The sequence below is a fragment of the Akkermansia massiliensis genome (genome assembly GCF_018847375.1).
In the GTDB taxonomy this organism is placed as follows: domain Bacteria; phylum Verrucomicrobiota; class Verrucomicrobiia; order Verrucomicrobiales; family Akkermansiaceae; genus Akkermansia; species Akkermansia massiliensis.
This window is the reverse complement of sequence record NZ_CP072036.1, coordinates 785690-812055: the sequence shown is the minus strand read 5'-3', so window position 1 is coordinate 812055 and position 26366 is coordinate 785690. Positions and strand designations below refer to the sequence as shown.

Genomic DNA, 26366 nt, shown 5'->3' with positions numbered 1-26366 from the left:
TCTCCGGAGGCGGTGTGGCTGAAAAGGGGCCGGAAACAGGCGCTGGTTGAATTTCACATCCCTCCTCCGGCCCGGACGGATAATTAAATGCCCCGCATGCAGGAGACGCATGCGGGGCATTCCTTTTAAATGGCTGGAGCCATCCGCGTTCAGGAATGATATTCCTGGAGGGAGCGGGGGGATACCTTCACATGCTGGGCGGAACGGATGCCCTCCACCGTGGCTCTGGCGGCGGCGATGGTGGTCATGTACGGAATCTTCTTCTGGATGGACTGCATGCGGATGAAGGAGTCGTCAATCATGCTGGTGCGGTCCACCGGAGTATTGATGATCAGGTCAATCTGCTTGTTGGTGATCATGTCGCCCAGGTTCGGGCGGCCTTCATGCAGCTTGTTGACCACTTCCGTTTCCACGCCCTGGCCGCGCAGGTATTCCGCGGTGCCTCCGGTGGAGACGATCTTGAAGCCCAGGGAGATGAGGTCCCGGGCGATGGATTCAATGAACTTCTTGTCGCGGTCGGAAACGGTGACGAGCACCTTGCCGGAGGTGGGCAGGATGCAGCCTGCGGCTTCCTGGGCCTTGTAGTAGGCCATGCCGAAGTTGTCCGCAATGCCCATGACTTCACCCGTGGCGCGCATTTCCGGTCCCAGGACGGGGTCCACTTCCGGGAACATGTTGAACGGGAAGACGGCTTCCTTCACGCCGATAAAGCGGCAGGCGCGCGGCTTCAGCCCCAGGTCCTTGAGCTTCTTGCCCAGCATGATTTCCGTGGCGTGGCGCGCCATGGAAATGCCCGTCACCTTGGAGACGATGGGCACCGTACGGGAGGCGCGGGGATTGGCTTCAATGATGTACACCTCGTCATCGCAGATGGCGAACTGCACGTTCAGGATGCCCTTCACCTGGAAATCCTTGGCGATCTTGGCGGCGTGTTCCTCAATGGTACGGACGTGCTTGGGGGCGATCGTCACGGGAGGAATGGCGCAGGCGGAGTCTCCAGAATGGATGCCCGCCAGTTCAATGTGTTCCATGACCGTGGCTACAAAGGTGTCCGTGCCGTCGGCCAGCGCGTCCACTTCCGCTTCAATGGCGTTGTCCAGGAAGCGGTCGATCAGCATGGGGTATTCCGGGCTGACCTGGATGGCCTCCACGCCGTAGCGCTTCAGGTTTTCTTCATCGTAAATGACTTCCATGCCTCGGCCGCCCAGCACGAAGGAGGGTCGCACCATGACCGGGTAGCCGATCCGGCGGCCCAGTTCCACGGCTTCCTCCAGGGAACGGGCGGTGCCGCTTTCCGGCTGGCGGATGTTCAGGGCGATCATGCGTTCGCGGAAATATTCTCGGTCTTCCGCCAGGCGGATGCCTTCCGGCTGGGTGCCCATGATCTTCACGCCGGCATCCTTGAGGGCCTGGGCGATGTTGAGCGGGGTCTGGCCGCCGAACTGGACGATGACGCCTTCCGGCTTTTCCTTCTCGTAAATAGCCAGCACGTCTTCCACGGTCACGGGCTCAAAGTAAAGCTTGTTGGCCGTGTCAAAGTCCGTGGAGACCGTTTCCGGGTTGCAGTTCACCATGATGGATTCATACCCGTTGTCGCGCAGGGTGAAGGCGGCATGCACGCAGGTATAGTCAAACTCGATGCCCTGGCCGATGCGGTTGGGACCGCCGCCCAGGATCATGATCTTCTTCTTGTCGTTCACGGGCACTTCATCCTTCGCGCCGCTGTAGGTGGAATAGTAGTATTCCGCATGTTCCACGCCGCTGACGGGCACGATGCGGTAAGTGGCCGTGATGCCGTTTTCCTGGCGGCGGGTGCGGACGGCCTTTTCAGACACGTCAAAAATCTGGGCCAGATACTTGTCGGAGAAGCCCATCTTCTTGGCCTGGCGCAGGGTTTCCGCGGGAAGGGAATTCCAGGCCTGCCCGTCCAGGGAGAAGTCAAAGTCCGCAAGCTCCTTCATTTGTTCAATGAAGTAGGGAGTGATGCGGGTCAGCTTCACGATTTCCTCCACGGTCACGCCGCGGCGCAGGAGTTCGTAAATCTGGAAGAAGCGTTCGCTGTTGCCGTACGTGATCTTTTCACGCAGTTCCGGCGTAGTGAGGGCTTCCAGCTTCTTCACGCGGCCCAGCCCGGCACGGCCGATTTCCAGGGAGCGCACGGCCTTCTGGAAGGCTTCCTTGAAGTTCTGGCCGATGCTCATCACTTCACCCACGGCCTTCATCTGGGTGCCCAGCTTGTCGGAGGCCTTCGGGAACTTTTCAAAGGCCCAGCGGGCGAATTTGACGACTACGTAGTCGCCGTAAGGCTCGTATTTTTCCAGGGAACCCTTGCGCCAGTAGGGCAGCTCGTCCATCGTGATGCCGGAGGCCAGCTTGGTGGATACGGAGGCGATGGGGAAGCCGGTGGCCTTGGAGGCCAGGGCGGAGGAGCGGGACGTGCGGGGATTGATTTCAATGACGATGATGCGGTTGTCCTCCCGGTTGTGCGCGAACTGCACGTTCGTGCCGCCCGTGACGCCAATGGCGTCTAGAATGCGGTAGGAGTAGTCCTGAAGCCTGTCCTGCACGTCCTGCGGAACGGTCAGCATGGGGGCCACGCAGAAGCTGTCCCCGGTGTGCACGCCCATGGGGTCCACGTTTTCAATGAAGCAGACGGTGATCTTCTGGCCCTTGGCGTCGCGCACGACTTCCAGTTCCAGTTCTTCCCACCCCAGCACGCATTCCTCCACCAGCACCTGGTTGATCAGGGAGGCGGCCAGGCCGCGGGGAACCACCTGGCGCAGCTCCTCCACGTTGTACACGATGCCGCCGCCCGTGCCGCCCATGGTATAGGCGGGGCGCAGCACCACGGGGTAGCCCAGCTCGGCGGCCACCTTTTCCGCTTCCTCCACGGAATAGATGGGTTCGGACTTGGCCACCGGCACGCCGATCTTGTCCATGGTCTCCTTGAAAATGATGCGGTCTTCACCGCGGGCGATGGCTTCCAGGTCCACGCCGATGACTTCCACGTTGTACTGCTTCAGGATGCCTTCCTCATTCAGCTTGGAGGCCAGGTTCAGGGCCGTCTGGCCGCCGAGGTTGGGCAGCAGGGCATCCGGGCGTTCCTTTTCAATCACGGCCGTGATGCGGTCCACGGTCAGGGGCTCAATGTAGGTGTGGTCCGCCATGCCGGGGTCCGTCATGATGGTGGCGGGGTTGGAGTTCACCAGAACGACGTCGTAGCCTTCAGCGCGCAGGGCCTTGCAGGCCTGGGTGCCGGAGTAGTCGAACTCGCAGGCCTGGCCGATGATGATGGGGCCTGAGCCGATGATGAGGATTTTGCGGATGTCTTCGCGTTTTGCCATGGTATGATGCCTCTATGTGGTCCGTGGTGGTTAAAAATAAATACCGGAAACAAGGTCCGCCCAAGGTGCGTTGCCTCTCCGCTCCGCATACCCGGCGCGTGACCTGACGCACAGTAAGGGACGTTCTGCGATAAGTCCAGACAAAACAACAGGAATTCCGGGGAAAAGGCTATGGCCTTTTTCCCTTTCCGTACAGCGTTGCGCGCGCAATCCGCCCTTGATATTTTCCGCCGCCCGTATACCCTGTGGGACAAGGATGAGGAATGCCCTGATATTGATTTGCTGCCTCGGGCTGCTGTGGCCCGCAGCCGTGACGGCGGCGGAACGCGCCCCCGCGGGCCGGGGTGCGGCCATGACTCCGGGTGAGGCCGCATGGTACCAGTCCCTGCGCGCCGGACTTTCCCAATTCCGGAAGGGAGGAGGCTACAAGACCAACAGGCAGGCCATGGAAGCCCTGGCGGAGAAAACCTGCCGCTGGGACCCCCGCACACGCCGCCCCGTCTTCCTTCTCCGGGAGGCCACCCCTTCCTTCTGCTCCTCCGCCTGCTACCTGCTCCTTTTAAAATCCCTGCAATTATGGGACGCCGCCCAGCCGCAGCCCGTTATTTCCGAGCGTGCGTGGCTGGCCCTCATTCCCCGCCTGGGCCAGCATGACGGCGAAGGGCCGTGGGGCTGGGCGAACGCCAACGGTCCCGGTCTGGCCGTGCTGGTGCACAGGCTGGGGGCCGGCATCAACTTTGAAGACTGGCGGAAGGCCCGCCCCGGAGACTTCATGAAGATATTCTGGACGGACCACATCGGCCGCCGGGAATCCGGCCATCTCACTGTTCTGCTGAAGGACGGCGGGGACACGGTCACCTTCTGGTCCTCCAACATGCCGGACGGCTACGGAGCCAAGACGGTGCCCAAATCCCAAATCAGGCGCGTCATCTTCACGCGCATCACCAGGCCGGAGCGGTTCAATCTGGCTCCGGCGGTAGGAAGCCATCCGTGGCTCTCCTCCCTGCTCCGTCAGGAGGTGGGCATCAAGGAGGTGCGCAGATACTCCGGCATGCAGAACCCCTGACCTCCTCCCGCCGTGAAGAAATGCTCCTTCCCTCCCTCCGTCACGCCGGAATGCTCCGTGCTGGTGCTCGGCTCCCTGCCGGGGGATGAATCCCTGCGGCAGGCCCAGTATTACGCCCATCCGCGCAACGCCTTCTGGAAAATCATGGGAACCCTGCTGGATTTTGACCCCTCCTTGCCGTATGGGGAACGCCTGTCCCTGCTCAACCGGGGCGGGGTGGGGCTGTGGGACGTGGTGGCCTCCGGCGTCAGGCCCGGCAGCCTGGACCAGCACATCTCCCAGGAACAGCCCAATGACATTGCCGCCCTGCTGGAATGTTTCCCCGGCATCGGCACCGTCTGCTGCAACGGCACCGCCTCCCATAAATACCTCAAGCGGTATTTTCCGGAACTATTCCTCCGGGAAACCCCTGCCATCATCCAGATGCCCTCCACCAGCCCGGCGGCGGCGCGGCTGACGTATGAGCAGAAATTCCGCGCCTATGAGGAAGTTCTTCTCCCCCGCCTCCGGCAGGGAGGGGAAAAAGGCTGAGCTCCCGCGCCTTACTTGCCGTCTAATTCCCTGGAGGTTTTGGCCCCCGCTTCTTTCAGGATGCGCGCCAGGCTGCTCTTTCCGGTGGCGATGGCGCGGTCCAGGGGGGTGGCCCCGCCCCTGGCGCGGAAATTCACGTCCGCCTTGTGCTCAATCAACAATTTGGCGGTGGCGTTTATGGAATTTTCCTGAAGGCCGGAAACGTCCGCGAGCACCCACAGGGCCGTTTCCGAATTGGCCGGCTTGTAATGGCCTAGCCGCGACTTGCCGTTGGGTTTATTGGGGTCCGCGCCGTTTTCCAGCAGGAACCTGACGCTCTCCTCATTCCCGTACCTGGCGGCGGAAATCAGCAGCGTTTTGCCGTCATTGCACACGTAATCCGGGTCCGCCCCGTGTTCCAGCAGATAGGCTGCCTGCGGAGCCCTGGGATTGAAATAATGCCTGGAAAGAAGGGAGGAAGAAGCGTTTTTATACTCGTCGGACCGGCCAATTTCCAGATTGACGTCCGCCCCGTTGGCAATCAGGAGGTCCGCCAATTCAAAAAACTGCATGTCCATCGCCAGGGCCAGCGCGCAGGAATTATCCCCCCTGATGCCCTCCCCCTGGTAATTCACGTCCGCCCCGGCGCGGATGAAAGCGCTGACTTTGGAAAGCTCCGGCTTCGTTCCCTCTTCCGGCAGCTTGTCATACTTCCTCTTGCCGTTGATGGTGACAGAGGTGGTTGTGCTCTCCCGCGCGGGCCTGTAATCCTTCAGCTTGTACAGGTATTCATACAATTCCAGCCCCTTCTTCTCCCGGGTGGCGCGGTCGGCGGAGGGGTCCACGGGCAGCGGAGCCTTTTTGGGAATCAGGCGCAGGGAGCGTTCCGCCGTGCGGTGCCCCTGCCTGGCCGCCTTGGAAAACCAGAATTTGGCCTGGGAGGGATTGCGCTTGACGCCGTCTCCCTTCAGGAAGCAGAGGCCCAGACGGTACTGGGATTCTGCATTCCCTTCCTTCGCTTCCAGGTAGATGCGCCTCCCTTCTTCCGGGGTGACGGCGCGGACGGCGGGCGAACAGCCGAGGAAGACGGCGGCTGACAACAGCAGACGGGAGTAGTAGGTCATAGTGGGGTAGGGGGGGATGGGGGAGCCTTCATTCAGGAAGACCCGACGGCGGCCAGCAGGTGGACGTCCAGCGCCAGGGCTTCATGAATGTTGAAATTCAAATCGTCGCGGAGCCTGTTGAGGGCTTCCATGCGCTTCAGCAATTCGTTCACGGGCATCTGTGCGGCCAGCGTGCGCACTTCCGGATGAATCGGCGTGACCTCCGGAGCGCCGGAGGCGATCAGGGCCGCCTGGCCGAACCAGCTGATGAGCAATTCCAGGGCCTGGTTGCGCTGTTCCAGGTACTCCGTCTCTATCTGGGCGGTGTTCGCGTCCTTGTTGCGGGACTCCCAGTCGGAGGTATCCGTGCCCTGGGCGGCTTCCTTCGCTTCATCCTTCAGGGCCTGGTTCAGGTTTTTGGTGATGGCGGCCTTGGCCTCCGTCATGACGTCCACGAACTTGCTGCGGAAGGCCAGCGCGGCCAGGTCATTGTCCAGATTGCGGCAGGTCTCCAGCCAGTGGGGCAGCAGGGCCTCCTGGATGGGGGTGAGCCTGAACTCCGCGGATTGCAGCAGGTTGACGCGCACGCATCGGGAAATAATGGTCTGGAGAAGCTGGTCCGGCTGGGAGGTGGACAGAATGAGCAGGCACTGGCTGGGCGGCTCCTCCAGGGTTTTCAGGAAGGCGTTGGCGGCCTCGTCATTCATGCGCTCCGCATCCATGAACACGGCTATCTTCCATTTTCCCTCCGCCGCGCGCTGCTGGAGGAAAGGTTCCACCGCGCGGATGTCATCCCGCAGGATGCGGCGCGACTTGGACTTGGGGCGCACCAGGCGGCAATACTCGTCCCGCACGCCGTCCAGGTGGTCCGCCCGGATGCCGTTCATCAGCTCCAGCAATTGAAGGATCAGGCGGGAGGCTCCCTGGTGCTCGTCTCCCACAATGAGCAGGGCATGGGGAAGCCGGTTGCGGGAGAAGGCGGTGCGGAGCAGGTCGAACGCTTGGGATGCCGTGAATGCCATACGCTCCCTATGAAAACATTTCGTTGCGTCAGGGCAACAGAAAAGATTGGTATATGTCGGATATTTCATGTACTAAGGGGGCCGGTTATGGAACAAAACGACATCTCATCCCGGATTGTCTTTGCCGACCGCGGCAAGGTGAATGTGGAAAAAGGCGTGGAATTCGCCCCCAAATTTGACCAGAACGGCCTGATTCCGGCCCTCGCCATGGACCACGTTACCCATGAACCGCTGATGCTGGCCTACATGAACGCGGAATCCCTGCGCATGACCATGGAGCTGGGGGAAGCCGTTTACTACTCCCGCAGCCGCCAGGAAATCTGGCACAAGGGCGCGACCAGCGGCCACGTGCAGAAGGTGAAGCAAATCCTGATTGACTGTGACCAGGATGCCCTGATCGTGCTGGTGGACCAGTGCGGCGCCGGAGCCTGCCATACCGGGCACCACTCCTGCTTCTACCGTTCCGTGCCCTTCGGCGAGGAACTGAAGGCGCAGCCGCAGGGGCAACCCGTCACGCTGCGCGAAGCCGACGGAGGCGTTGTTTTTGACGCCGAGGCCGTGTACGGCAAGGGCCATTAACTCTTTTTTGCGCGTCAATCTGCGTTCACCGGGTTGACGCGCCCTCTTTTTCTGCTGTAAAGTCATGAATGTGAAAAAGCTGCTTGTCATGATGGCCGCCGTCTCCGGAACGCTGGTGCTGTGCCAGTGCTCTTCGGAAGCGCCTCCGCCCCCCGGAACCGTCCGCATGGTGGACCAGCAGGCCATCGCCCTGATGCAGGAAGCCAGGGCGAAGGAAGCGAAAAACGACCTGTCCGGCGCCATCAAGAAATACAAGCGCGTGGTGGAAAAGCACCCCCTTTCCAAGGAAGCGCCGCAGGCCCGGTTCAGAATGGCGGAACTCTATGAAGCCCGCAAGGAACCTGCGGATGCCTTTGACCAGTACCAGAAGCTCATTGACCGCCACCCGGACAGTCCGCTGTACAAGCAGGCCATGGAACGGCAGAAGGAAATGGCCTTCGGCGCGGCGAGCGGCGCGCTGACCAACCGCGTGCTATGGATGTTTGACGTCAGGATGGACCCCAAGAACGTTACGGAATGGCTGAACCACGTGCGCGACAACGCCCCGTACGCACCCACCGCCCCGCAGGCCATGAACGTGCTGGGCAGCTACCTGGCCGCCCGCGGCCGGATGAAGGAGGCCATTGAAGCATACCAGAACCTGGTGGACAACCACCCGCACTCTCCGCTGGCCCCCACGGCCCAGCTCCAGATAGCCACCCTGTACCGCCAGGCCGCCGCGGACGGCGACCGCAACCACGTCAATGTGGCCCGCGCCCAGGAAGCGTATGAAGACTACCTCCAGCGCTACCCCAACAGCGCCCGCGCCGGAGCCGCCCGCTCCGACCTGGCCGCCATGAAGCGTGAGCTGGTGGCCCAGCAGCTGGAAGTGGCGGAATACTACCTGACCAAGATGAAAGACACCGATGCGGCCATCTTCTGCTACCAGGAAGTGGCCTCCAAGGGCAGCGTCAATCCCGCCGCCGCCGCCAAGGCGAAGGCACGCCTGAAAAAACTGGGCGTCACCAGCAGATAACAGGAACTCTACGTCCGCATGAACCGTATCCGGAACGTCTTCAAACTTCTTCTGCCCGTTCTGTGCCTGCTGGCCGGTTCCTGCGGCTACCAGCTCGGCGGCACCAAGCCGCCCAAGCTGGAATTTGCGCAGACTGTCAAGGTCTGCCTCTTTGCCAACAACTCCCTGGAACCCCGCGCCGCCACGCTGGTGACCGGCGCGCTGGCGGATGAACTGCAGCGGGACGGCACCTACCGGCTCAGCACCGGTGCGGATGCGGATATCCGGGTGGAAGGAGAAGTGTACTCCATCACCTTCGACCAGTTGCGTTCCAGCCGGGAAGACACCTACAAAAGTACGGAGCTGGGCCTGCGCCTGGCCGTCAAGTACCGGGTGGTGGACGCCAGAACGCAGAAAGTCCTGTATGCCAGCTCTGCGGAGGAAGTGGGCCAATTCTTTGACCTGGGCAACATCCAGACGGCCCGGACCAACGCCCTCTCCTATGCGGCGCGGCTGGTAGCCACCTCCATTGCGGAAACCCTCACCAACGGCTAGACCTGTCCGGCTCCGGAAAATTTGTGCTTATGGCGGAAGTGGAATACAGCGTTTACTTCGTTCCGGTGCCGATCGGCAACCGGGCGGACGTCACCCTGCGGGCGCTGGACGTGCTGCGCAAGGTGGACGTCATTGCGTGTGAAGACACCCGCCATTCCGGACTTCTGCTCTCCCACTATGAAATCCGCAAGCCCCTGATGAGCATGCACGACCACAACGAGCAATCCCGCGCCGGGGAAATTGCCGCCCGTGCCGCCGGCGGGGAAAGCTTTGCCGTGATCAGTGATGCGGGCATGCCGGGCGTGAGCGATCCGGGCTACCGCCTCATTCAGACGCTCAAGGAAAAGGAAGTAAGCTTCACCGTGCTTCCCGGACCGTCTGCCGTGGTGACGGCCCTGGTGGGGTCCGGACTGCCTACGGACGCCTTCTTCTTCGGCGGCTTTCTGCCCGTCAAATCCGGCAGGAAGGGCTCCATGCTCCAGGCGGCGGTGGAAGCTTCCCATACCAGTATCTTTTATGAATCACCCCACCGCATCGTCAAAACCGTGCAGGCGCTGGCGGCGCTGGACCCGGACGTTCCCGTCTGCGTAGCCAGGGAACTGACCAAAACCTTTGAAACCTACCACCGCGGCCCGGCTTCCCGGCTGGCGGCGGAATTTGCGGAACGTGCCCCCAAGGGGGAAATCGTGCTGCTGGTGGGCGGCGTAAATGCGCCGCGGGCCGTCAATTAATGAGCCAAAGGCATTAATAACGCACCGTCACCTTGACCGGGCGGTGGTCGGAAGCGGCAGGCTCTTCAATCACCCTGCGTTCCGCCACCTTGAACGCCTCCGCCTTTCTCCCCCTGTACATCCAGATGTAATCAATGCATTCCGCCGGTTGATCGGCAGGGAACGTTTTTTGGGAAAAATCGCTCAGCGGAATGAAATGCTTCTTCATCCGGGCTATCGGTTCCGAGCCTGGCGTCAAATTAAAATCTCCCGCAATGAAAAAGGGCTTCCTGCACTCCGCGGCCAGAGCGGCAATCATGTCGATGGAAGCGTTGCTATCCTCCCGCGTCAGGGACAAATGCGTGACGCAAAAACAGTAATCCTTGAACTCGGCCATCAGCAGCACGCGCGCCTCCTCCCGGCCGGGCAAAGGAATTCGCTTCACGCTCAAAGGCTTCTCCCTGGATAAAAGGCCGACTCCATAGGAACCGCCCGAATAATCAATGGCCTTGGCGTACGTCCCCGTCAACTTTGTCCTTACGGCCAATTCCTGCAAAGTGTCCCTGCCGCCGCTCCTTTTTGTCTTGCTGTCCAGTTCCTGAAGGGCCGCGACATCCGGTTTTGCCTCCGCAATCACCCGCGCCGTACGGTCATAATCCCGCTTGCCGTCCATGCCGGTACCGTTCTTTACGTTGTAACTCATGAACGTGGCTTCCCCGCCCCACAGGGAAAAAGGAGCCAGAAGAACCGCCGCGGCTGCGCATGGACTGAAAATGACCGGATTCATACCTGCAAAAATGGAATTTAGGGCCTGTTGTTCCGAACGGCCCGGATTACAGATAATACGCATGCCTTTCCCCCGTTTCTTGCAGAGCCTCTTTCCTTCCTCCGGGTGAGTAAATCCCGTGGATGGGCGAATCAACAACACATCTCCCGCTCCGGGAAATTTCCTCATCCGGTTTCCGGACACCCGCCTTTTATACCCTTTCCGCCCCATACTGCCGGAAAATGACGCAGGTCTTATCAACTTGACGCCTGGAAGTGTGTCATGATAGTATTCTATCATCATGCTGGAGGATAGGAGATCACGTTCCTCGCGCAAGACACCGGATTTGGTGACTGATGAGCTTATTATCATTCTTCATGAGGCGGGCATGCTGGAATTCAATGACATCTTCCAGCGTACCGTTATCGTGATGAAGCAAAAGCACATGTCCCTGGGCGGTGAGGAAATCCTGCGGCTGCGGATTTATGAAAAGCTCCAGGGCCTCGTGAGCGCCGGCGGCCTGGTGAAAAAAGGCCGCGAATACACGGCGCAGCCCAAGCTGATTACATTGAAATCGGAAACGTTCCCGGACACACGGTTGTGATTTTAAAAGAAATGGGCAGGATGGGCCGGATTTTACTCCATGCCTCCCATCCTGTCCATGAACCCAATGTGTGGTTTAGCGTCTCAACTTCTTAGAAATTGGTGCGGAAGGCAATGTTGTAGCTCCAGCCGGTGAAGCCTTTCTGCTTGCTGGCGTCCGTGCCGTTGGAATGGGCGTATTCAACGCCCGCCATGATCTTGGCCATGTTCGGGTTGCATTCGAAAATGTAGTAGTTGACGCCCAGGTACAGGGCCTGCATGCAGTCGGAAGTGCCGGAATAGGTAGAGTTCTGCGTATAGCGCTTTTCCCATTTCACGGCGTTGCTGCCCGCCGCCATCTGGTAGCGGACCACGCCTTCCCAGTTGGGGGTGAATTTGTAGGACGGCATGATGGTCACGCCGAAGACGTTTTCAGCCCCTGCCTTCATGCCAATGACGTTGAAGCCGGCCATCACTTCCGTCATCAGGGAGAAATCCCCCTGGGAGCCTTCCCAGGTCAGCGCCACCACGTCCTTGGCGCCGGTGCCCTGGTATTTGGATTTGAAGCCGTAGCCGGTGAGCTTTTCATACGCCTTGTTTTGTGCGTCGTCGCCCCAGTTGGTGAAGTTATGGGCGTAATCCAGCCACAGGCGGCTTTTTTTCAGGAAAACGTCGTTGGACGTATCATAGCTGAGCGTGCCGGTGACGAAGCAGTTGTCCCGGGAGTTGAAGGCGGGTTCAATGCGGTTGTTGAACGTGCCGGTTCCGGTTCCTCCGTTGCCGTTCATCCAGATGCCCGCGGCCCAGCCGAGCTTGTCATTCTTGTCGGAATTGTTCACCTGGAACCCGTAGTTGGTTTCCGAGCGGAGTTGGTTGACCAGCATGGAGCGTTCAATGGTCAGGATGGCGGAGGAGGATGTGCGGTATTCCCCGGTGATGCGCGGCTTCATTTTGCCGATGGCGTAGGTGACGGGGCCCCTCTTGTATTCCAGATTCAGTTCATACAGGGAGTAGGTCAGGTCGGAGGTGTCCCAGGTATTGGTTTTCGCGTTGTAGCTTTCCAGACCGTCCATGCCGCCGATGTTCCAGACGTTGTTGAGCTTGAAGTTTTTCAGGAACTTCATGTTGAAGCCGGCGCGGAAGCGGCGCCATTCGTCGTTGAAGCGGCGGCCGTTGCCTTCCTTTTCACCCATCACGCGCCCTTCGCCGTTCGGGTCAATCCAGTCCAGTCCGTACTGCATGCGCAGGGAAACGTTGAATTCCTGGATGTAGGGATTCTTGTGATCCCGTTCCGCATTGAACCACTTGAAACGTTCGCCGAGCCATTTGCAGGTGGAAAAGCTGTCGCGGGCCAGCAGAACGTCTCCGGTGGATGCCGTGGAAGGCGTGGCGGCGGCAAAGGCGGCGGCTCCGAGAGTCATGATGCCGATGACGGGGAGAGTATAGGTTTTCATTTGTTTTCTATGGTTGGTGTGTGTCTGTGAGAAGGTCTTCCGGGGAAGGTTCTTCCTCACGGAGACGGCTTCTGTCTATCAAACCAGCCACAGGGCTGTCCAAGGCTTAAGGGTGACAAAATAGCCACCCGTCTCATTGAAGGTTACACGGTAATGCGGAGCCATGCTTTGGCGGCCAGGGCGTCCGCGGCGGCGGCCACTTCCGCCTTCCGCTTGCTGGCTCCATGGCCGGAACCGATGGCGTGTCCATGCCAGAAAACGCGGGAGTGAAAACGGTTTTCGGCGTCCCTCTGCCCTTTTTCTTCCGTTTCATAGGAAGGAGTTTCGGGCAGGATGTCCTGAAGAATGGCCTGGAGTTCCCCCTTGGGGTTGATTTCCTTGGGGTGGCTGGCCGCGGAGTCCAGCGCTTCATGAAGAACGCGCAGGGCCACGGCCTTGGCCGTTTCATAGTCGGAGTCCAGCGACATGGCCCCGAAGACGGATTCAAACGTGTTGGCGATGATGGAGTTTTTTCCCCGTCCTCCGGCCCGTTCCTCCCCTTTTCCCAGGGCAATGTATTTGTCCAGCCCTAGGATGAAGCCGTATTTGCCCAGATTGGCGCGGCTGACGGTGCGGGCGCGCAGTTGGGTCAGCTCCCCTTCCGGAGACTGGGGCATGTGGCGGTAAAGGTACTGTGTGACGGCAAGCTGTAAAATGGCGTCGCCCAGAAATTCCAGCCGTTCATATGTCCGGCGCGTTTCCGGCTTGCTGTCCGTGCTGGGGTGGGTGAGGGCCTGCACGAGCAGGTCCGGGTTTTTGAAACGGTAACCCAGCTTGTCTTCCAGCGCGGTATAGTTCATCCCGGAAATGCTAGGGCCGCCAATTCGGAAATGCAACTCCAAAGGAAGGGTGTTTCCGGCAGGGCGGGGCACGCCTTTTCCGCGTCATCCCAGCCGCTCCGCGGCTTTGACATATGGCTGGAGAGGTGTAGGATGGTACGCGAACGAACGTTAGAGACCGCGATGAAAAAGATTGATCCAAAGGAGATTCGGGATAACGCCATGCAGTTGATCGGGCACGACTGGATGCTGGTGACGGCTGGAACGCCGGAGCATTTCAATATGATGACGGCCAGCTGGGGCGGCCTGGGCTTCATGTGGAAGAAGCCCGTGGCATTCGTGGTTATCCGTCCCCAGCGCCATACCTTCGGCTTCATTGAGGCCGGGGAGGAGTTCACGCTTTCCTTCTTCAGCCATGAGTACCACAAGGCGCTGACTGTTTGCGGCACCACGAGCGGACGGGATACGGACAAGGTGGCCGCCTCCGGACTGACGCCGTATGCGACGGAGAACGGCAACGTGAGTTTTACGGAAGCGCGCCTGGTGCTGGAATGCCGCAAGCTTTATGCGGAGGCTCTCAATCCGGAAGCCTTTTTGGACAAGACCATTGTACCGGAGTGGTACGCCGCGCGGGATTTCCACAAGATGTACATCGTGGAGATTCTGAACGTTTGGGTGAAGGAATAACGTGCCGGAAATGCCGCCGGGGTGAATTCTTGTTTATCGTGATTCTCCTCAGTTTGTTTAGAGCGGTTTGAGCGTGGAATCCTCCAGCCGGAAGGACGGCAGGGGGCACGGGGTATCGTGCAGCCAGTCCAGATGGGTGGTGGTGATGAGGCTTTGCGCGTCCGCCGGGAGCGATTGCAGAAAGGCCACCCGGCGCGTGGGGTCCAGCTCCCCGAAGACGTCGTCAATCAGGTGGATGGGCGTATGCCCCGTTTCTTCCGTGAGCAGGGAGGATTGGGCCAGCTTCATGGAGATGGCGATGGTGCGCTGCTGCCCTTCAGAGGCGAACTGTGCGGCGCTCCTGCCGTTCAGCGTGATGTCCAGGTCGTCCCGGTGGGGGCCGTTCTGGGTTTGCCCGTACCGGATGTCCCGGTCCACGGCGGCGCACAGCCGTTCATACAGGTCCCCTTCCTCCGAGGCGCGGTAGGCCACGGCCACCTGTTCCTCCCGTCCGCCGATGCTGCGGTAGGCGAGGGTGATGTGGGGGGCCAGCAGCGTCAGCAGGCTGGCGCGCAGGCTTTTCAGTTCCGTGCCGTGCAGGGCCAGCTGGCGCGTGTAGGCGTCCAGCTGCAGCTTGTCCCTGTGCCTGTGCTTGAGCAGGTAGTTGCGCGTTTTCAGCGCCCTCCGGTAGCTGAACAGGGCCAGCCTGTAGCCGGGGTGCCACTGGCTGCCCAGAAAGTCCATGTATTTTCTGCGGGCGTCCGCTCCGGCCTGCACCAGGGAAAGATCGTCATTCCCCATCCATACCACGGGGTAGCTGTCCGCCAGATAGCTGCGCTGGTCCTTGCGCGGCTCTCCGTTGACGCGGAGGTCCGGAGCGTCCGGGGTCCACAAGATGCGCCGGGCCTGCCCCGGCAGCTCTCCGCGGATGCCGAAGGCCTGCTTTCCGTGAGCGGCCAGCGGGCCGGGCCGGGCGGTGCGCGGGGATTGCAGGCGCAGCAGGAAGCAGACGGCTTCCAGCAGGCTGGTTTTTCCCTGCGCGTTGTTTCCCAGGATGATGGCCCCCTGCTGCGGAATCTGCCAGGAGAAGCTTCCGTAGCAGCGGAAGTCCATTAATTTCAGCCTGGAGATCATGGGGCAGGGGAAGGAGGGATTATTCCGCAGGGAGGGCGCGGATGGCGTCCATGATCCTGTCCGTCAAATGCTGGTACGCCTCTTTTCCCCTGGCGTTAAGTTCCGCCGGAGTGAAGGGGATGGGATCCCCCACCGTGACCGTGACGGGGTGGAGTTTGGGGAAGCGGGCGCCGATGGGGAAGGCTTCATACGCTCCGCTGATGCGCAGGGGCTGCACGGGAACCTTCGTCTTGCTCAGAATGAGGCCGATGCCCCCCATGCCGTCGTGGATTTCACCGTCCGGAGTGCGGGAACCTTCCGGGAAGACGAGCACGCGCTTGCCGGATTTCAGCAGGCGGATGACGTGCTTGAGGCTGGCGGCGTCCGGGTTTTCCTGGTCGATCGGGATGGCCAGGCAGAGCGGAAGAGCCCATTTGAAGATGCCCTGGAACAGGGTCTTGCGGGCAAAGAAATAGATGCCGTCCTCATAGGAGATGCCCAGCATGGGCGGGTCCAGAAAGCTCTGGTGGTTGCTGACGATGAGCACGGGGCCGTCTTCAATGAGCTTTTCCCGGTTGACGACTTTCCAGGAAAAGAAGGCTTTGGAAATGCTTTTAAAGAGCGTGTAGAAAACCCAGTAGAAGGAGTTCATCTGGCGGAGAGTTTTTGTTGAATGTTGTCGGTAATGAAACGGACGACCTGGTCGATCGTCATGTCTGACGTATCCACCAGCAGGGCGTCCGGAGCCTGGGCCAGCGGGGCGGTGGCGCGGGAGGAGTCCTTGCGGTCCCGTTCCGCAATGGAGTCCGTCAGGCCTTCCGCGGCGCGGCGGGAGGCCCTCACTTCCTCGGAGGCGGTGACGAAGTACTTGAACGGCGTGTCCGGAAATACCACGGTGCCTATGTCCCTGCCTTCCATCACCACGGGTTCCCGGCGGTTGTATTCCCGCTGCCGTTCCACCAGCAGGGAGCGCACTTCCGGAATGGCCGCGATGGTGGAGACGTGGTCGTTAACCTGCGGGCGCGTGAGTTCTTCACCCAGCACGCGTTCCCCGCACAGGACCACGGAGCGGCTGCCGTCCTTTCCGAAGGAGAGGGGAACGGAGGACAGCGCTTCCAGCACGGCGGCCGTGTCCGCAGGGTCGATGCCCTGTTCCAGCATATACCAGGTGACGGCCCGGTACATGGCCCCGGTGTTGATGAACGTGTAGCCGAGGCGGTCCGCGATGAGCTTGGCGACGGTGGATTTTCCGGATGCGGCGGGACCGTCAATGGCGATGGCTGGATGCATGAGTGTCTTCTATGTTGGAAATGGGGGCTAAAGCCGCTTGGATTGTAGCTTTGCGCCCCGTGGAAATCAAGACTGCGTTCCGGCGGCCCGTGCAAAAAGAGTTTCACTTTTTCCTGTAAATCCGTTATACAGCGGGGCATGGCCCAACTCAAACACCCGAAGATGGTGGACATCAGAGACATTTTGGATGAGAATACGCGCCTTCCCGCCCTGGTGGCCGCGTCCGCCGAAAAGTTGCTGGGCCTGGAACGCTTGAACAAGGCGTACGACAAGATCGTGCGCGACAAGGAATCCGGTTCTCCGGAGAATTTCTTCCAGCTTGCTTCCAGACATTTGAACCTGAAGCTGCAACTGCGCCCGGGGGATCTGGAAAATATCCCCAAGAAAGGGCCGGTGGTCGTGGTCGCCAACCATCCGCACGGCCTGTCGGACGGCATCATGTTCGGAGAGCTGCTCACCCGCGTGAGGGAGGACGTCCGCATTCTGGCGAACGAACAGCTTTCCCTGTGCCAGGAGTTGGAACCCTGGCTGATCAAGGTGGACGTGTACGAGGATGAGAACGCCAAGCGCAAGAATCTCTCCGGCATGCGCAAGATGATCTCCTGGCTGCGGAAGGGCGGCGTCCTGGGCATTTTCCCCGCCGGCACGGCCTCCAGCTTTTCCCTGGCCCACAAGAGGGTGACGGACGATCCCTGGAACGCGAACATCGCCGCCATCATCCGCATGACGAAGGCGACGGTGGTTCCCGTGCATTTTCCGGGGCGCAACAGCCTGCTGTTCCAGGGCGTTTCCCTCATCAACCGCAAGGCGCGAGTGGCTTTCCTTCCCCGTGAAGTGGGGCGTGACGGGCGCCGTACGCACCGCATCGTGGTGGGCAAGCCCATTCCGTTCAGCCAGCTTGGGCAGTATGATTCCGATGAAGCCATGGTTTCCCATCTGCGCCTGCGCACCTACCTGCTGGGCAAGAGTTATGAAAAGAGCCGCCGTCCCCATGTGCACAGGAAGGACCGGAAGGCGAAGATGGCCGCACTGATTCCGCCCGTTTCCGTGCAGGACATGCAGGCGGAGATTGACGCACTGCCCGCGGAATGCCTGCATGCCCGCCAGGAGAACGGAGACTGGGACGTGTACGTGGCGGACGCCCTGCAAATCCCCAATATCCTGATTGAAATAGGGCGCTTGAGGGAATACACCTTCCGCCAGGTGGGGGAGGGCTCCGGCAAGGCGTGCGACCTGGACACGTACGACAACCATTACAAGCACCTGTTCCTGTGGGACAGGACCCACCGGAAGATTGCAGGGGCCTACCGTATGGGGGAGACGGACAAGATCATCGCCCGCTACGGCGTGAAAGGGCTGTATAACGGGGAATATTTCTCCTTTACCCCCGCCGCCCTGAAGGTGCTGGACCGCTCCCTGGAAATGGGACGCGCCTTCATCGTGCCGGAATACCAGAAAAGGCCGCTGGCCCTCGGCTTCATCTGGGAGGGCATCGGCCAGTTCATGGCCCGCAACCACCATTACCGCTACCTGTTCGGCACGGTAAGCATCTCCCGTGATTACACCAACCTTTCCCGTGCCCTCATCGTCTCCTACCTGAAGGCGCATGAAATGGACTCCGTGCTGGTGCATGAGGTGAAAGCCTACAATCCGCCCCGCAAGGCGGACCTGAAAAGGTCGGAATCCTGTATCCTGCCCATTGGCCTGACGGACGCCCAGGGGCTCTCCCAGCTCGTGGCGGACATTGAGGAGGACGGCAAGGGAATTCCCGTGCTGCTGCGCCAGTACCTGAAGCTGAACGGAAAAATCCTGTCCTTCAGCGTGGACAAGCATTTCGGCGATGTGCTGGACTGCCTGATCCTGGTGGACATTTTCAAGTCTCCGGAGCGTTCCATCAAGCGCTACATGGGGAAGGACACGTACGAACAGCTGCTGCCCTACATGCAGCGGGAGAGGGAAGAGGAGAAGGCGGCGGAATAGTTCCGCAGGCGTTTTTTGCCGGTTTCCGGTCCGGTTTTTCCTTATCCGGCTAGTTGAAATGCCTGTAGCCTGACGGAAGGGCGGAGGAGGGTTCCGTCGTCATTTCCCCGATAACGGTGAAGGGCGTTTCCGGGAAATGCTCCGCGGCCAGCCGGGCAACCCGCTCCCGGTCGCCGGGACGGAACGTGACCAGCAGCTCGTAATCCTCCCCGTCTCCTGCGGCCTGCGCCGCGGTGAAGCCCGGGCGCACGGGAAGGAGTTCTGCATGAATGCGGAATCCCAGTCCGGAGGCCGCGGCCAGCCGTGGAAGGTCGGTTCCCAGACCGTCGGAAAGGTCCATCATGGCGGTGGCCAAGCCGGAGGCGGCCAGTACGCCGCCCTCCCTGACCCGTGGAATGAAGGAAAGATGGTGCCCCGTGGGAAAGCTGCCGCCGAGCACGCCCGTGACGGCGAGCAGGTCTCCCGCGCGCGCCGTGCTGCGCAGGACGGCTTTCCCTTCCGCAACCTCTCCGGTGAGGGCCACGCTGATGATGAGGCCGTCTTCCGGCAGGCCGGAGCTTTCCCCTCCGGCAATGCTGATGCCGAATTGCCGTGCCAGCCGTCCCATTCCCCGGTAAATTCCTTCCACCTGGGAGACGGGGCGGTCCGCATGCACGAACAGGGTCACCAGCGCGTGAAGCGGTGTGCCGCCCATGGCCGCTATGTCTGAGACGGCCCTAGCCAGTGCCTTCCTGCCGATCAGTTCGGGATCCGTTCCAGGCAGGAAGTGCATGCCTTCCACCACGCAGTCCGTTTTCAGGAGCAATTGACGGTTTCCGGAGCTCCGGGCCACGGCGCAATCGTCCCCCGGTCCCGTGACCAGGAAGGCGTTGGAGGGCATCAGGGGCAGGAGCCGGGCCACCAGCGCGTCCTCCCCCGTCTGCCGGATGGTGGGATCAGGTTCCATAGGGAAGGAGAACGCCGGGATACAGGATGTTGATGAGGGTGGCGGTGTTAAAAATGCAGTGGGCGATGATGGGCGTCCAGATGGAGCCCGTGTATTCGTACAGCAGCACCAGCATGGCCCCGAAGATTGCCAGCGGAATGAAGGGCACCAGGCTGACGTGGATGATGCCGAAGAGCAGGGACGTGGTGACCAGCGCAAACCAGGCGCCCGTGTACTTTTTCATGATTGGGTACAGGTAGCCGCGGAAGATGAGTTCCTCCACCAGCGGGGCCGCGATGGCGGCGCTGAAGCAGATGACCACAACCAGGGGAATATCGCTGGAATGCCGCAGCACGGAGACGATGGACTGCTCCGCCGGAGCGTGCGTGACCTGTTCAATCCACTGGAACAGGCCCGCCCTGTCCAGCAGGAAGTGGATGACCAGCACCAGCAGGTAGCCCGCCACGGGGGCATAAAGAAGGGCTTTCAGGGAATGTTTTTTCAGCCCCAGCGCCTCCATTCTGCCCGTGTGGAACATGCGCACCAGCAGGACGAAGGCCAGGATGAGGTTCAGGCAGGTGCCGTTGAAAATCTTGTAGCCGTCCAGCTCCATGTTTGTAGTGGTGGGCGGAGCGGAGGCTCCCGGAGGCGTGGCCGCAGCCATCAGGGCGCCCAGGCTGAAGTACAGGACGATGATGCCGCACATGGCGATGTCCAGCATGTCCAGATGGTCCACGGGGATGTGCCATTTCAGGGGGCGCTGGATGTTCGGCGCATGGGCCTGGCGGAAGATGCCCACCGCCACGGCGATGAACATGACGGCAATCAGGGCGGAGGAGAACAGGGTAATAAGCTGGTCCGTTAATTCATTCATGAAACAGGTATGCGTGGAATAGGCCGCCCTTCCGGAGCGCCACGCCGGAATAAGGACACCTGCTTCTTTAGTGAAAACACGGTGATTTTCCAGCAGAAAGTGAGCTATCGCCCCGTACTCCGCAAAAAAAATCATGAAGGAAGGGAATGAATACTTTTCAAAGAAAAGCGGGTATGCTACGTTTCCAACGGATTATTGCCATGAATATTCAACCCAAAATCACGCCTGTGCTGGACCCCGGCTTCGTGCCGGCCGTTCTTTGGAATCAAGCCTTTGAGGCCAAAGCCGCCGCCGATCCCGCTTCTCATCAAGTGGACATCGCTCTGACCCGCAATGACGGGACCTGCTTCCGCTGGTCCGGCAAGCTCCTTCCCCACACCGGAGAAAACGTTGCCCTGAATGAGACCTATGTGGAACGCATCGTGAAATTCCTGCTGTGGCAGAAGGGCGGCAATATCATCCTCGTCGCCGGGGATGACGCTATTGCGGACATGCTGGCCTCCCGCTACTGCAAGGGCGGCGCCCGCGAATTCGACTGGGATTTCATCGGCAAGAAGATTTACGGCTCCCCCATTGAAGTGAAGAAGGTGTCCGTGGAAGAACTGCCTGAGGAATATTCCGGCTCCATGACCCTGGGCCGCAACCTGGACGGCTACCGCATCGGCTTCGACCTGGGCGGTTCCGACCGCAAATGCGCCGCCGTGGTGAACGGAGAAGTGGTGTATTCCGAAGAAGTGGTCTGGGACCCCTATTTCCAGAAGGATCCCCAGTACCACATTGAAGGCATCCAGGACTCCCTGGAACGCGCCGCAGCCCACCTTCCGCGGGTGGACGCCATCGGCGGTTCCTCCGCCGGCGTCATCATCAACAGCGAGGTGCGCACCTCCTCCCTGTTCCGCGGCGTCAGCCAGGAAGACATTGAAAAGACCCTCGGCAAGGTGTTCCGCACCCTCCAGAAGGAAAAGTGGAACAACATCCCCTTTGAAGTGGTGAACGACGGTGAAGTCACCGCCCTCGCCGGAGCCATGGGCATGAACGACAACGCCGTGCTCGGCGTAGCCATGGGCACATCCGAAGCCGCCGGCTACGTGGACCCGGAAGGCCACATCAAGCCCTGGCTGAATGAACTGGCCTTCGCTCCCGTGGATTACTCGGAAGAAGGCGGCGTGGACGAATGGTCCAAGGACATGGGCGTAGGCGCCCTCTACTTCTCCCAGCAGGCCGTAGCCCGTCTGGCTCCCCGCGCCGGCTTCCAGTTTGAAGGCATGCCCTTCCCGGAACAGCTCAAAAAGGTTCAGGCCGCCATGGCGGAAGGCGACGAACGCGCCCGCAAGATTTATGAAACCATCGGCGTGCACTTCGGCTATGCCATTGCCCACTACGCCAGGTTCTATGATATCCGCAACCTGCTCTTCCTGGGCCGTGTGGCTTCCGGAGACGGCGGCCAGATCATCATTGACAAGGCGGAGGAAGTGCTGCGCACCGAATTCCCCGAGCTGAAGATCCAGCTCCGCGTGCCGGATGAAAAGACCAAGCGCCACGGCCAGGCCGTAGCCGCCGCTTCCCTGCCGGCCCTCTCCTGACAGGAGGAATGAAATTTGCGGGAGGGACCCTGTATGGGGTCCCTCCCTGCTCATATCCGGAGGGGGACTTTTGCCGGATGCGCTGAACAGCCTCTGCCGCGCCGGATTCCCGCCCCTCCTTTTTCCGATTCCCGCCCCGACGCCCTGCGTTCATGAATCCCCAGCAAGACAACATTGTTCATTGCCCGGAATGCGGGCAGGCCATGGACGTTTCCCAACTGCCTCCGTATGCCAACGCCATCTGTCCGGGCTGCCAGGCGCTGACGCGCGTGAAAACGCGCATGGGCCCCTACCGGATTACCGGAAAACTGGGAAAAGGCGGCATGAGCGTGGTATACCGGGCGGAAGATTCCGTGCTGGGGCGGGAGGTGGCCCTGAAGGTGCTGAATGACACCTATGCCGGGGATGCCCTGCGCAGTGAACGCTTTGAACGGGAGGCCCAGATCATGGCGCGGGTTTCCCATGAAAACCTAGTGCAGATTTATGCCGTGGGGCGCGACCAGGGCCTTTTTTACATTGCCATGGAACTGGTGGAGGGCAGCGGCCTGGATGCCCTGATTACCGCGGAAGAACGCGTGCCGGAGGACAAGGTGCTACGCCTGACGCTGGATATCGTGCGCGGCCTGGACGCCGCCTGGAACGCGGGCCTCATGCACAGGGACATCAAGCCCGCCAACGTTCTCCAGTCTCCTGACGGAGTCGCCAAGATCGTGGACTTCGGCCTCTCCCTGCTGCACAGTGAATCCGACGTGGAGCGGGAAATATGGGTCACTCCCTATTACGCAGCTCCGGAAACGCTGCTGAGGGGAGAAGAAGACTTCCGGACGGACATGTACGCGCTGGGAGCCACCATGTACCATTTGCTGGTGGGCGCTCCCCCCCCGCGTGGACGCTTCCCAGTCTTCCGATGTCCTTCTGGAGACCAAGAAAAACCTTCCCCGCCTGGAACAGGTGGTCAATGACGTCTCCCCCATGACCTGCTTCATCGTGGACAGGCTGATGGCTTTTGACAGGGAAGACAGGTTCTCCTCCTATCCGGAATTGATGGATGCCGTGGAACAGGCCCTGGAGGAATACACCCTGGCCATGCAGGAATCCGGCCTCACCTGGTCGGAACGGCGCGCGGCGGAGGCGCGGCGCGTCCGCCGCAGGAAATGCCGCATTATCGTCATTTCCTCCGTTGCCTCCGTAGTGGCGCTGGGGTTGGGCATCTGGGGCTGGGCGGCATGGCAGAAGGGGAGGGGCGCTTCCCCGGGAACACCCCCTCCGGCGCTCACTCCTACGGCGGGAACGGGCACTACCCCGGAGGACACGGCTGCGGCGGAATCGCGGCTGGAGCGCAGCATCCGCTTCGGCAAGCTGTTCAATGAAGCCCAGGAATCCCTGAACCGGGGAGACCTGGTGAAAGCCGCCGCCATGTTCGGGGATCTGGCGGACCAGCCGGACTGCCCCCTTTCCACCTCACTCTGGGCCGGTCTGAACCAGGTTCTGTGCATGTGGACGCGCGGCCAGTTCCCGGAAGGGGTGGAGCGCCTGGAAGAGCTGAGCAGGAAGGTGGAGGCCTGCAAGGACCCTGCGGAACTGGAACGCTCCAGGGACGTCGGCAACCTGGTCATGTACTTGAGTTCCGGGGACTGGTCTTCCCGAATGCCGGGTTTGCGTTCCAACTCCGATCTGGCCGTGCATTACTATGTGGGCATGGCGCTGAAATCCTGGTACTTTGCCGGTAAATGGCCGGAATACGGCGTTTTTCTGGACAAGGTGGCGGCCGATGCGGCGGACGACCGAGACAGGAACGTCCGTGAGCTGGCTTCCGCCTGGCTCAACAACCTCAAGAGATATACGGACCAGTACGAACGCCTGAAACGCCTTCAGGACATGCCGGAAAAGACGGTGGCGGAAGTGGAGGCCAAACGGTCCGCCGCAGACTTCCTGCGGGAACAGATGATGATCGGGGAAGTGTCCGCGATGCCTCCAGCCTATGCTGCGCTGGAAGGAATGCTGGACCATTTGAGAATGCAGTACCAGACAGCCCGTGACTGGGAGGCGGCGGAAGCCGTGAAGATGGCTGAGAGGAAAAAGGAGGAGGAAAGACAAAAAGCGCTGGAGGAGGAAAAGAAAAAGGAAACCCTGCTGGCCGCTCAGTCCAGAAGCTATGAAGACGTTTGCCGGGAAGCTGCGGACGTCATGAAAAAAACCGGGGACTTTGAAAAGGCCTCCGCCGTTTACGGCGGGGCGGAAAAGGTTATTTCCTCCCCCGCCGTCAAGGCCAGACTGTCCGTGCGCCGGGAAATGACGGATCAAATGCTGCCCCTGTTCACCCGCATGGAGAAAATTCTGCCCGCTCTCCTGGAAAAGAAACCTGGAAAACCCCTGGTGCTGAAAGACGGCTCCAAGGTGCGCCTGACAGGGATGAAGGGGCATCTGCTGACTGTGGAACCGCAGGACAGCCGGGAAGGCAGTGATGCGTACCAGGTCAGCTGGAACGAGCTTCCGTTCAACTCTCTGTATGCCCTGGCGCGGGAATGCCGCCAGAAGCAGCCTGCGGAATTCTCCCCCCTGGCGGATGCGTATTCCAAGCCGCTGCTTATTTTCGGCAGTCTGACGGAGACCATTTCCCCCGCCCAGCAGGAAAATGCGCTGCTCCAGATGGACCGCGCCTTCATTGAAAAATGGAACCTGTGGATGAGCGGTCTGGACGCGGAGGAGACGCCCCCGGAAGACGGTGAAGAATCGGATTAATTCCGGCAGGCTCTTGGCCGGAGGAGGGCGGGAAGGCCGTGCCGACGGTGGAAAAGTCCCGTCTGGAAAAGGAACCCTGCGCCGGTTTTGCGGAAAAGTAGGCGTGATGAAGTAAAATTTGCTTGCCTAGGATACTCCGTACAGGTCTCATAGCCGCATGAGACTGATCAGCTTTTTGACGCTGGCATGCGTGGCCGGCATCCTCTCTTCATGCGGTTGTGACTGTCACAAACACGCGGACTTCGCGCTGAAGGACTACCAGCCCACCTCCAGCAAGCAATTCCGTTAACTGCTTGAATATGTTTGAAATTCGTGAAAAGCCGGAAATGGTGGAGCGAGCCATGCTCGTTTCCATCTACTTCGACCCTTCCGAGGCCAGGGAAAAACAGGCCATGCTGGACGAGCTGGAAGACCTTGTCACCAACCTCGGCATCAGCATTGCAGGCAAGCACCTCATCAAGTCCCGGGACATGCACGCCAAATTCCTGTGCGGCACCGGAAAAGCCCAGGAAGTAAAGCAATTGGCGCTGGACTGCCGGGCGGACTGCGTGGTGTTTGACAACATGCTTTCCCCCTCCCAGCAGCGCGAATGGGAACGGCTGATTGACGAATGCGTGATTGACCGTGAAGAGGTCATTCTGGATATCTTTGCCCGGCGCGCACGCACGCGGGAGGCCACCCTCCAGGTGGAGCTGGCCCGCATGCAGTATTCCCTGCCGCGCATGGCCCGCATGTGGAACCACCTGGACCGCCAGGGCGGCGGTTCCGGAGGAGGCAAGGGCGGCGGCGGAGCCGCCAGGGGCGAGGGCGAAAAACAGATTGAAGTGGACCGCCGCCTGGCGCGCGCCAGGATTGAAGCCATTCAGAAGGAACTGGCCCTGGTGACCCGGCAGCGCGCCACGCAGCGCAAGGAACGGGAGCGCCAGGCCGTAGCCACGGCCGCCATCGTGGGCTATACCAATGCCGGGAAATCCTCCCTGCTTTCCCTGGTATCCGGTTCCGAAGTCATGGCGAAGGACATGCTTTTTGCCACGCTGGACACCACGACGCGGAAAATAGAACTCCCCCACGGGCAGCCCCTGCTGCTGACGGATACCGTGGGCTTCATCCGCAACCTTCCCCACCGCCTGGTGGAGGCCTTCAAATCCACGCTGGAGGAAGCCGTGCTGGCGGATTTCCTGGTGCAGGTGGTGGACGCCTCCGATCCGGAAGCCGTGCGCCATTATGAAACCACGCTGGAAGTGCTCGGCGAGCTGGGCGCGGGCGACAAGCCCATGATCGTGGTCCTGAACAAGGTGGACCTTGTGCCGGAAGAAGAGCGCCACACGCTGGAAACCCTGTTGAAGCCCCACTTCAACGGCAGGGTGGTGCCCATGTCCGTGCAGGAGGGTCATGGCGCGGAAGACCTGCTGAACGCCTGCGTGGAGATGCTGGAAAGCCGCGTCCGGCGCGCGCGGTTCCTGATTCCCTATACCCGGAGCGACCTGGCGGCCGCCATGCACAGTGAAGGGAAGGTTCTCTCCACGGAATACGTGGAGGAAGGCACCCTGATAGAAGCCGTGCTCCCCGTGGCGTTTTATAACAAATTCAGCCGTTTTCTGGCGGAAAAATGATTTCCTCTTGATTGCGGAGAAACCGCATCCTCGGCAGGGAAATCATTCTTTTTTCTTGAATTTTTGTATGTTGGATA

General features: G+C 60.6%; 25 protein-coding genes. 14 read left to right on the top strand and 11 right to left on the bottom strand.

The genetic code is table 11. The annotated features are described in order from the left end of the window. Positions 1 to 149: 149 nt before the first annotated feature. Positions 150 to 3344, bottom strand: coding sequence for a carbamoyl-phosphate synthase large subunit (carB, locus tag J5W70_RS03390; RefSeq protein WP_022397666.1), 3195 nt, complete (start codon positions 3342 to 3344; stop codon positions 150 to 152). A gap of 256 nt (positions 3345 to 3600) precedes the next feature. Between carB and J5W70_RS03385 the strand changes: the two genes are divergently transcribed. Beyond that, positions 3601 to 4410 (top strand): hypothetical protein, encoded by an 810-nt coding sequence (locus J5W70_RS03385; RefSeq protein WP_022397665.1) that lies wholly within the window; start codon positions 3601 to 3603, stop codon positions 4408 to 4410. Positions 4411 to 4422: 12 nt separating this feature from the next. Further along, complete coding sequence (locus tag J5W70_RS03380) at positions 4423 to 4941, top strand: DNA-deoxyinosine glycosylase (RefSeq protein ID WP_022397664.1); 519 nt, start codon at positions 4423 to 4425, stop codon at positions 4939 to 4941. A gap of 11 nt (positions 4942 to 4952) precedes the next feature. Here the strand turns inward: J5W70_RS03380 and J5W70_RS03375 are convergent, their stop codons facing one another. Together J5W70_RS03375 and J5W70_RS03370 are read right to left on the bottom strand one after the other, a co-directional pair. Then, complete coding sequence (locus J5W70_RS03375) at positions 4953 to 6044, bottom strand: ankyrin repeat domain-containing protein (protein WP_022397663.1); 1092 nt, start codon at positions 6042 to 6044, stop codon at positions 4953 to 4955. Between the two features lie 32 nt (positions 6045 to 6076). Then, positions 6077 to 7045 (bottom strand): DNA polymerase III, delta' subunit, encoded by a 969-nt coding sequence (locus J5W70_RS03370; protein WP_022397662.1) that lies wholly within the window; start codon positions 7043 to 7045, stop codon positions 6077 to 6079. Positions 7046 to 7132: 87 nt separating this feature from the next. Between J5W70_RS03370 and hisI the strand changes: the two genes are divergently transcribed. The 4 genes from hisI (at position 7133) to rsmI (ending at position 9904) form a co-directional block, all read left to right on the top strand. After that, complete coding sequence (hisI, locus tag J5W70_RS03365; protein WP_022397661.1) at positions 7133 to 7624, top strand: phosphoribosyl-AMP cyclohydrolase; 492 nt, start codon at positions 7133 to 7135, stop codon at positions 7622 to 7624. A 64-nt stretch (positions 7625 to 7688) separates the two neighbouring features. Beyond that, entirely contained in the window at positions 7689 to 8639 is a 951-nt protein-coding gene (locus J5W70_RS03360) for an outer membrane protein assembly factor BamD (RefSeq protein WP_022397660.1), read from the top strand. 18 nt (positions 8640 to 8657) lie between these two features. After that, on the top strand, positions 8658 to 9173 hold the full coding sequence (gene lptE / locus J5W70_RS03355; protein WP_022397659.1) for an LPS assembly lipoprotein LptE: 516 nt from the start codon (positions 8658 to 8660) through the stop codon (positions 9171 to 9173). Between the two features lie 29 nt (positions 9174 to 9202). Continuing rightward, the gene (gene rsmI, locus J5W70_RS03350) at positions 9203 to 9904 is read left to right on the top strand and encodes a 16S rRNA (cytidine(1402)-2'-O)-methyltransferase (protein ID WP_022397658.1); all 702 of its coding nucleotides are present in this window, start codon (positions 9203 to 9205) and stop codon (positions 9902 to 9904) included. A gap of 13 nt (positions 9905 to 9917) precedes the next feature. Here rsmI and J5W70_RS03345 read toward each other — a convergent pair whose 3' ends face one another. Beyond that, entirely contained in the window at positions 9918 to 10670 is a 753-nt protein-coding gene (locus J5W70_RS03345; RefSeq protein ID WP_022397657.1) for an endonuclease/exonuclease/phosphatase family protein, read from the bottom strand. A 328-nt stretch (positions 10671 to 10998) separates the two neighbouring features. Between J5W70_RS03345 and J5W70_RS03340 the strand changes: the two genes are divergently transcribed. Next, entirely contained in the window at positions 10999 to 11253 is a 255-nt protein-coding gene (locus J5W70_RS03340; RefSeq protein ID WP_146018112.1) for a hypothetical protein, read from the top strand. Between the two features lie 91 nt (positions 11254 to 11344). Here J5W70_RS03340 and J5W70_RS03335 read toward each other — a convergent pair whose 3' ends face one another. Then, the gene (locus tag J5W70_RS03335; RefSeq protein ID WP_022397655.1) at positions 11345 to 12685 is read right to left on the bottom strand and encodes a porin family protein; all 1341 of its coding nucleotides are present in this window, start codon (positions 12683 to 12685) and stop codon (positions 11345 to 11347) included. A 143-nt stretch (positions 12686 to 12828) separates the two neighbouring features. After that, positions 12829 to 13524 (bottom strand): ribonuclease III, encoded by a 696-nt coding sequence (rnc, locus tag J5W70_RS03330; protein ID WP_022397654.1) that lies wholly within the window; start codon positions 13522 to 13524, stop codon positions 12829 to 12831. Positions 13525 to 13686: 162 nt separating this feature from the next. On the opposite strand from rnc, the gene J5W70_RS03325 reads away from it, so the two are divergent. Next, complete coding sequence (locus J5W70_RS03325; RefSeq protein ID WP_022397653.1) at positions 13687 to 14190, top strand: flavin reductase family protein; 504 nt, start codon at positions 13687 to 13689, stop codon at positions 14188 to 14190. 57 nt (positions 14191 to 14247) lie between these two features. On the opposite strand, the gene recF is transcribed toward J5W70_RS03325, so the two are convergent. Genes recF through cmk form a run of 3 tightly spaced genes read right to left on the bottom strand, consistent with a single transcriptional unit; the run spans position 14248 to position 16572 of the window. Then, positions 14248 to 15303 (bottom strand): DNA replication/repair protein RecF, encoded by a 1056-nt coding sequence (recF, locus tag J5W70_RS03320; RefSeq protein WP_022397652.1) that lies wholly within the window; start codon positions 15301 to 15303, stop codon positions 14248 to 14250. A 19-nt stretch (positions 15304 to 15322) separates the two neighbouring features. Next, positions 15323 to 15934 (bottom strand): lysophospholipid acyltransferase family protein, encoded by a 612-nt coding sequence (locus tag J5W70_RS03315; RefSeq protein ID WP_022397651.1) that lies wholly within the window; start codon positions 15932 to 15934, stop codon positions 15323 to 15325. Further along, on the bottom strand, positions 15931 to 16572 hold the full coding sequence (gene cmk, locus J5W70_RS03310; RefSeq protein WP_022397650.1) for a (d)CMP kinase: 642 nt from the start codon (positions 16570 to 16572) through the stop codon (positions 15931 to 15933). The genes J5W70_RS03315 and cmk overlap by 4 nt, the downstream gene beginning before the upstream one ends. Before the next feature lie 138 nt (positions 16573 to 16710). Between cmk and J5W70_RS03305 the strand changes: the two genes are divergently transcribed. Further along, entirely contained in the window at positions 16711 to 18552 is a 1842-nt protein-coding gene (locus J5W70_RS03305) for a bifunctional lysophospholipid acyltransferase family protein/GNAT family N-acetyltransferase (RefSeq protein ID WP_022397649.1), read from the top strand. 49 nt (positions 18553 to 18601) lie between these two features. On the opposite strand, the gene J5W70_RS03300 is transcribed toward J5W70_RS03305, so the two are convergent. Both J5W70_RS03300 and J5W70_RS03295 read right to left on the bottom strand, forming a co-directional pair. Further along, positions 18602 to 19498 (bottom strand): thiamine-phosphate kinase, encoded by an 897-nt coding sequence (locus J5W70_RS03300; RefSeq protein ID WP_022397648.1) that lies wholly within the window; start codon positions 19496 to 19498, stop codon positions 18602 to 18604. After that, the gene (locus J5W70_RS03295; protein WP_102736976.1) at positions 19488 to 20351 is read right to left on the bottom strand and encodes a CPBP family intramembrane glutamic endopeptidase; all 864 of its coding nucleotides are present in this window, start codon (positions 20349 to 20351) and stop codon (positions 19488 to 19490) included. The genes J5W70_RS03300 and J5W70_RS03295 overlap by 11 nt, the downstream gene beginning before the upstream one ends. 200 nt (positions 20352 to 20551) lie before the next feature. Here J5W70_RS03295 and J5W70_RS03290 point away from each other — a divergent pair, with 200 nt between their 5' ends. The 5 genes from J5W70_RS03290 (at position 20552) to hflX (ending at position 26289) form a co-directional block, all read left to right on the top strand. Beyond that, positions 20552 to 21934 carry an ROK family protein gene (locus tag J5W70_RS03290; protein WP_022397646.1) on the top strand — a complete coding sequence of 461 codons (1383 nt, stop codon included), beginning with the start codon at positions 20552 to 20554 and terminating at the stop codon, positions 21932 to 21934. Positions 21935 to 22086: 152 nt separating this feature from the next. Beyond that, positions 22087 to 22896 carry a serine/threonine-protein kinase gene (locus tag J5W70_RS03285; RefSeq protein ID WP_215833044.1) on the top strand — a complete coding sequence of 270 codons (810 nt, stop codon included), beginning with the start codon at positions 22087 to 22089 and terminating at the stop codon, positions 22894 to 22896. Continuing rightward, positions 22820 to 24676: a serine/threonine-protein kinase gene (locus tag J5W70_RS03280; protein WP_215833043.1), complete on the top strand. Its 1857-nt coding sequence runs from the start codon at positions 22820 to 22822 to the stop codon at positions 24674 to 24676. Before J5W70_RS03285 ends, J5W70_RS03280 begins: the two co-directional genes overlap by 77 nt. A 157-nt stretch (positions 24677 to 24833) precedes the next feature. Beyond that, on the top strand, positions 24834 to 24965 hold the full coding sequence (locus J5W70_RS12725; protein ID WP_022397644.1) for a hypothetical protein: 132 nt from the start codon (positions 24834 to 24836) through the stop codon (positions 24963 to 24965). Positions 24966 to 24975: 10 nt separating this feature from the next. Beyond that, on the top strand, positions 24976 to 26289 hold the full coding sequence (gene hflX / locus J5W70_RS03275; RefSeq protein ID WP_022397643.1) for a GTPase HflX: 1314 nt from the start codon (positions 24976 to 24978) through the stop codon (positions 26287 to 26289). Positions 26290 to 26366 lie beyond the last annotated feature (77 nt).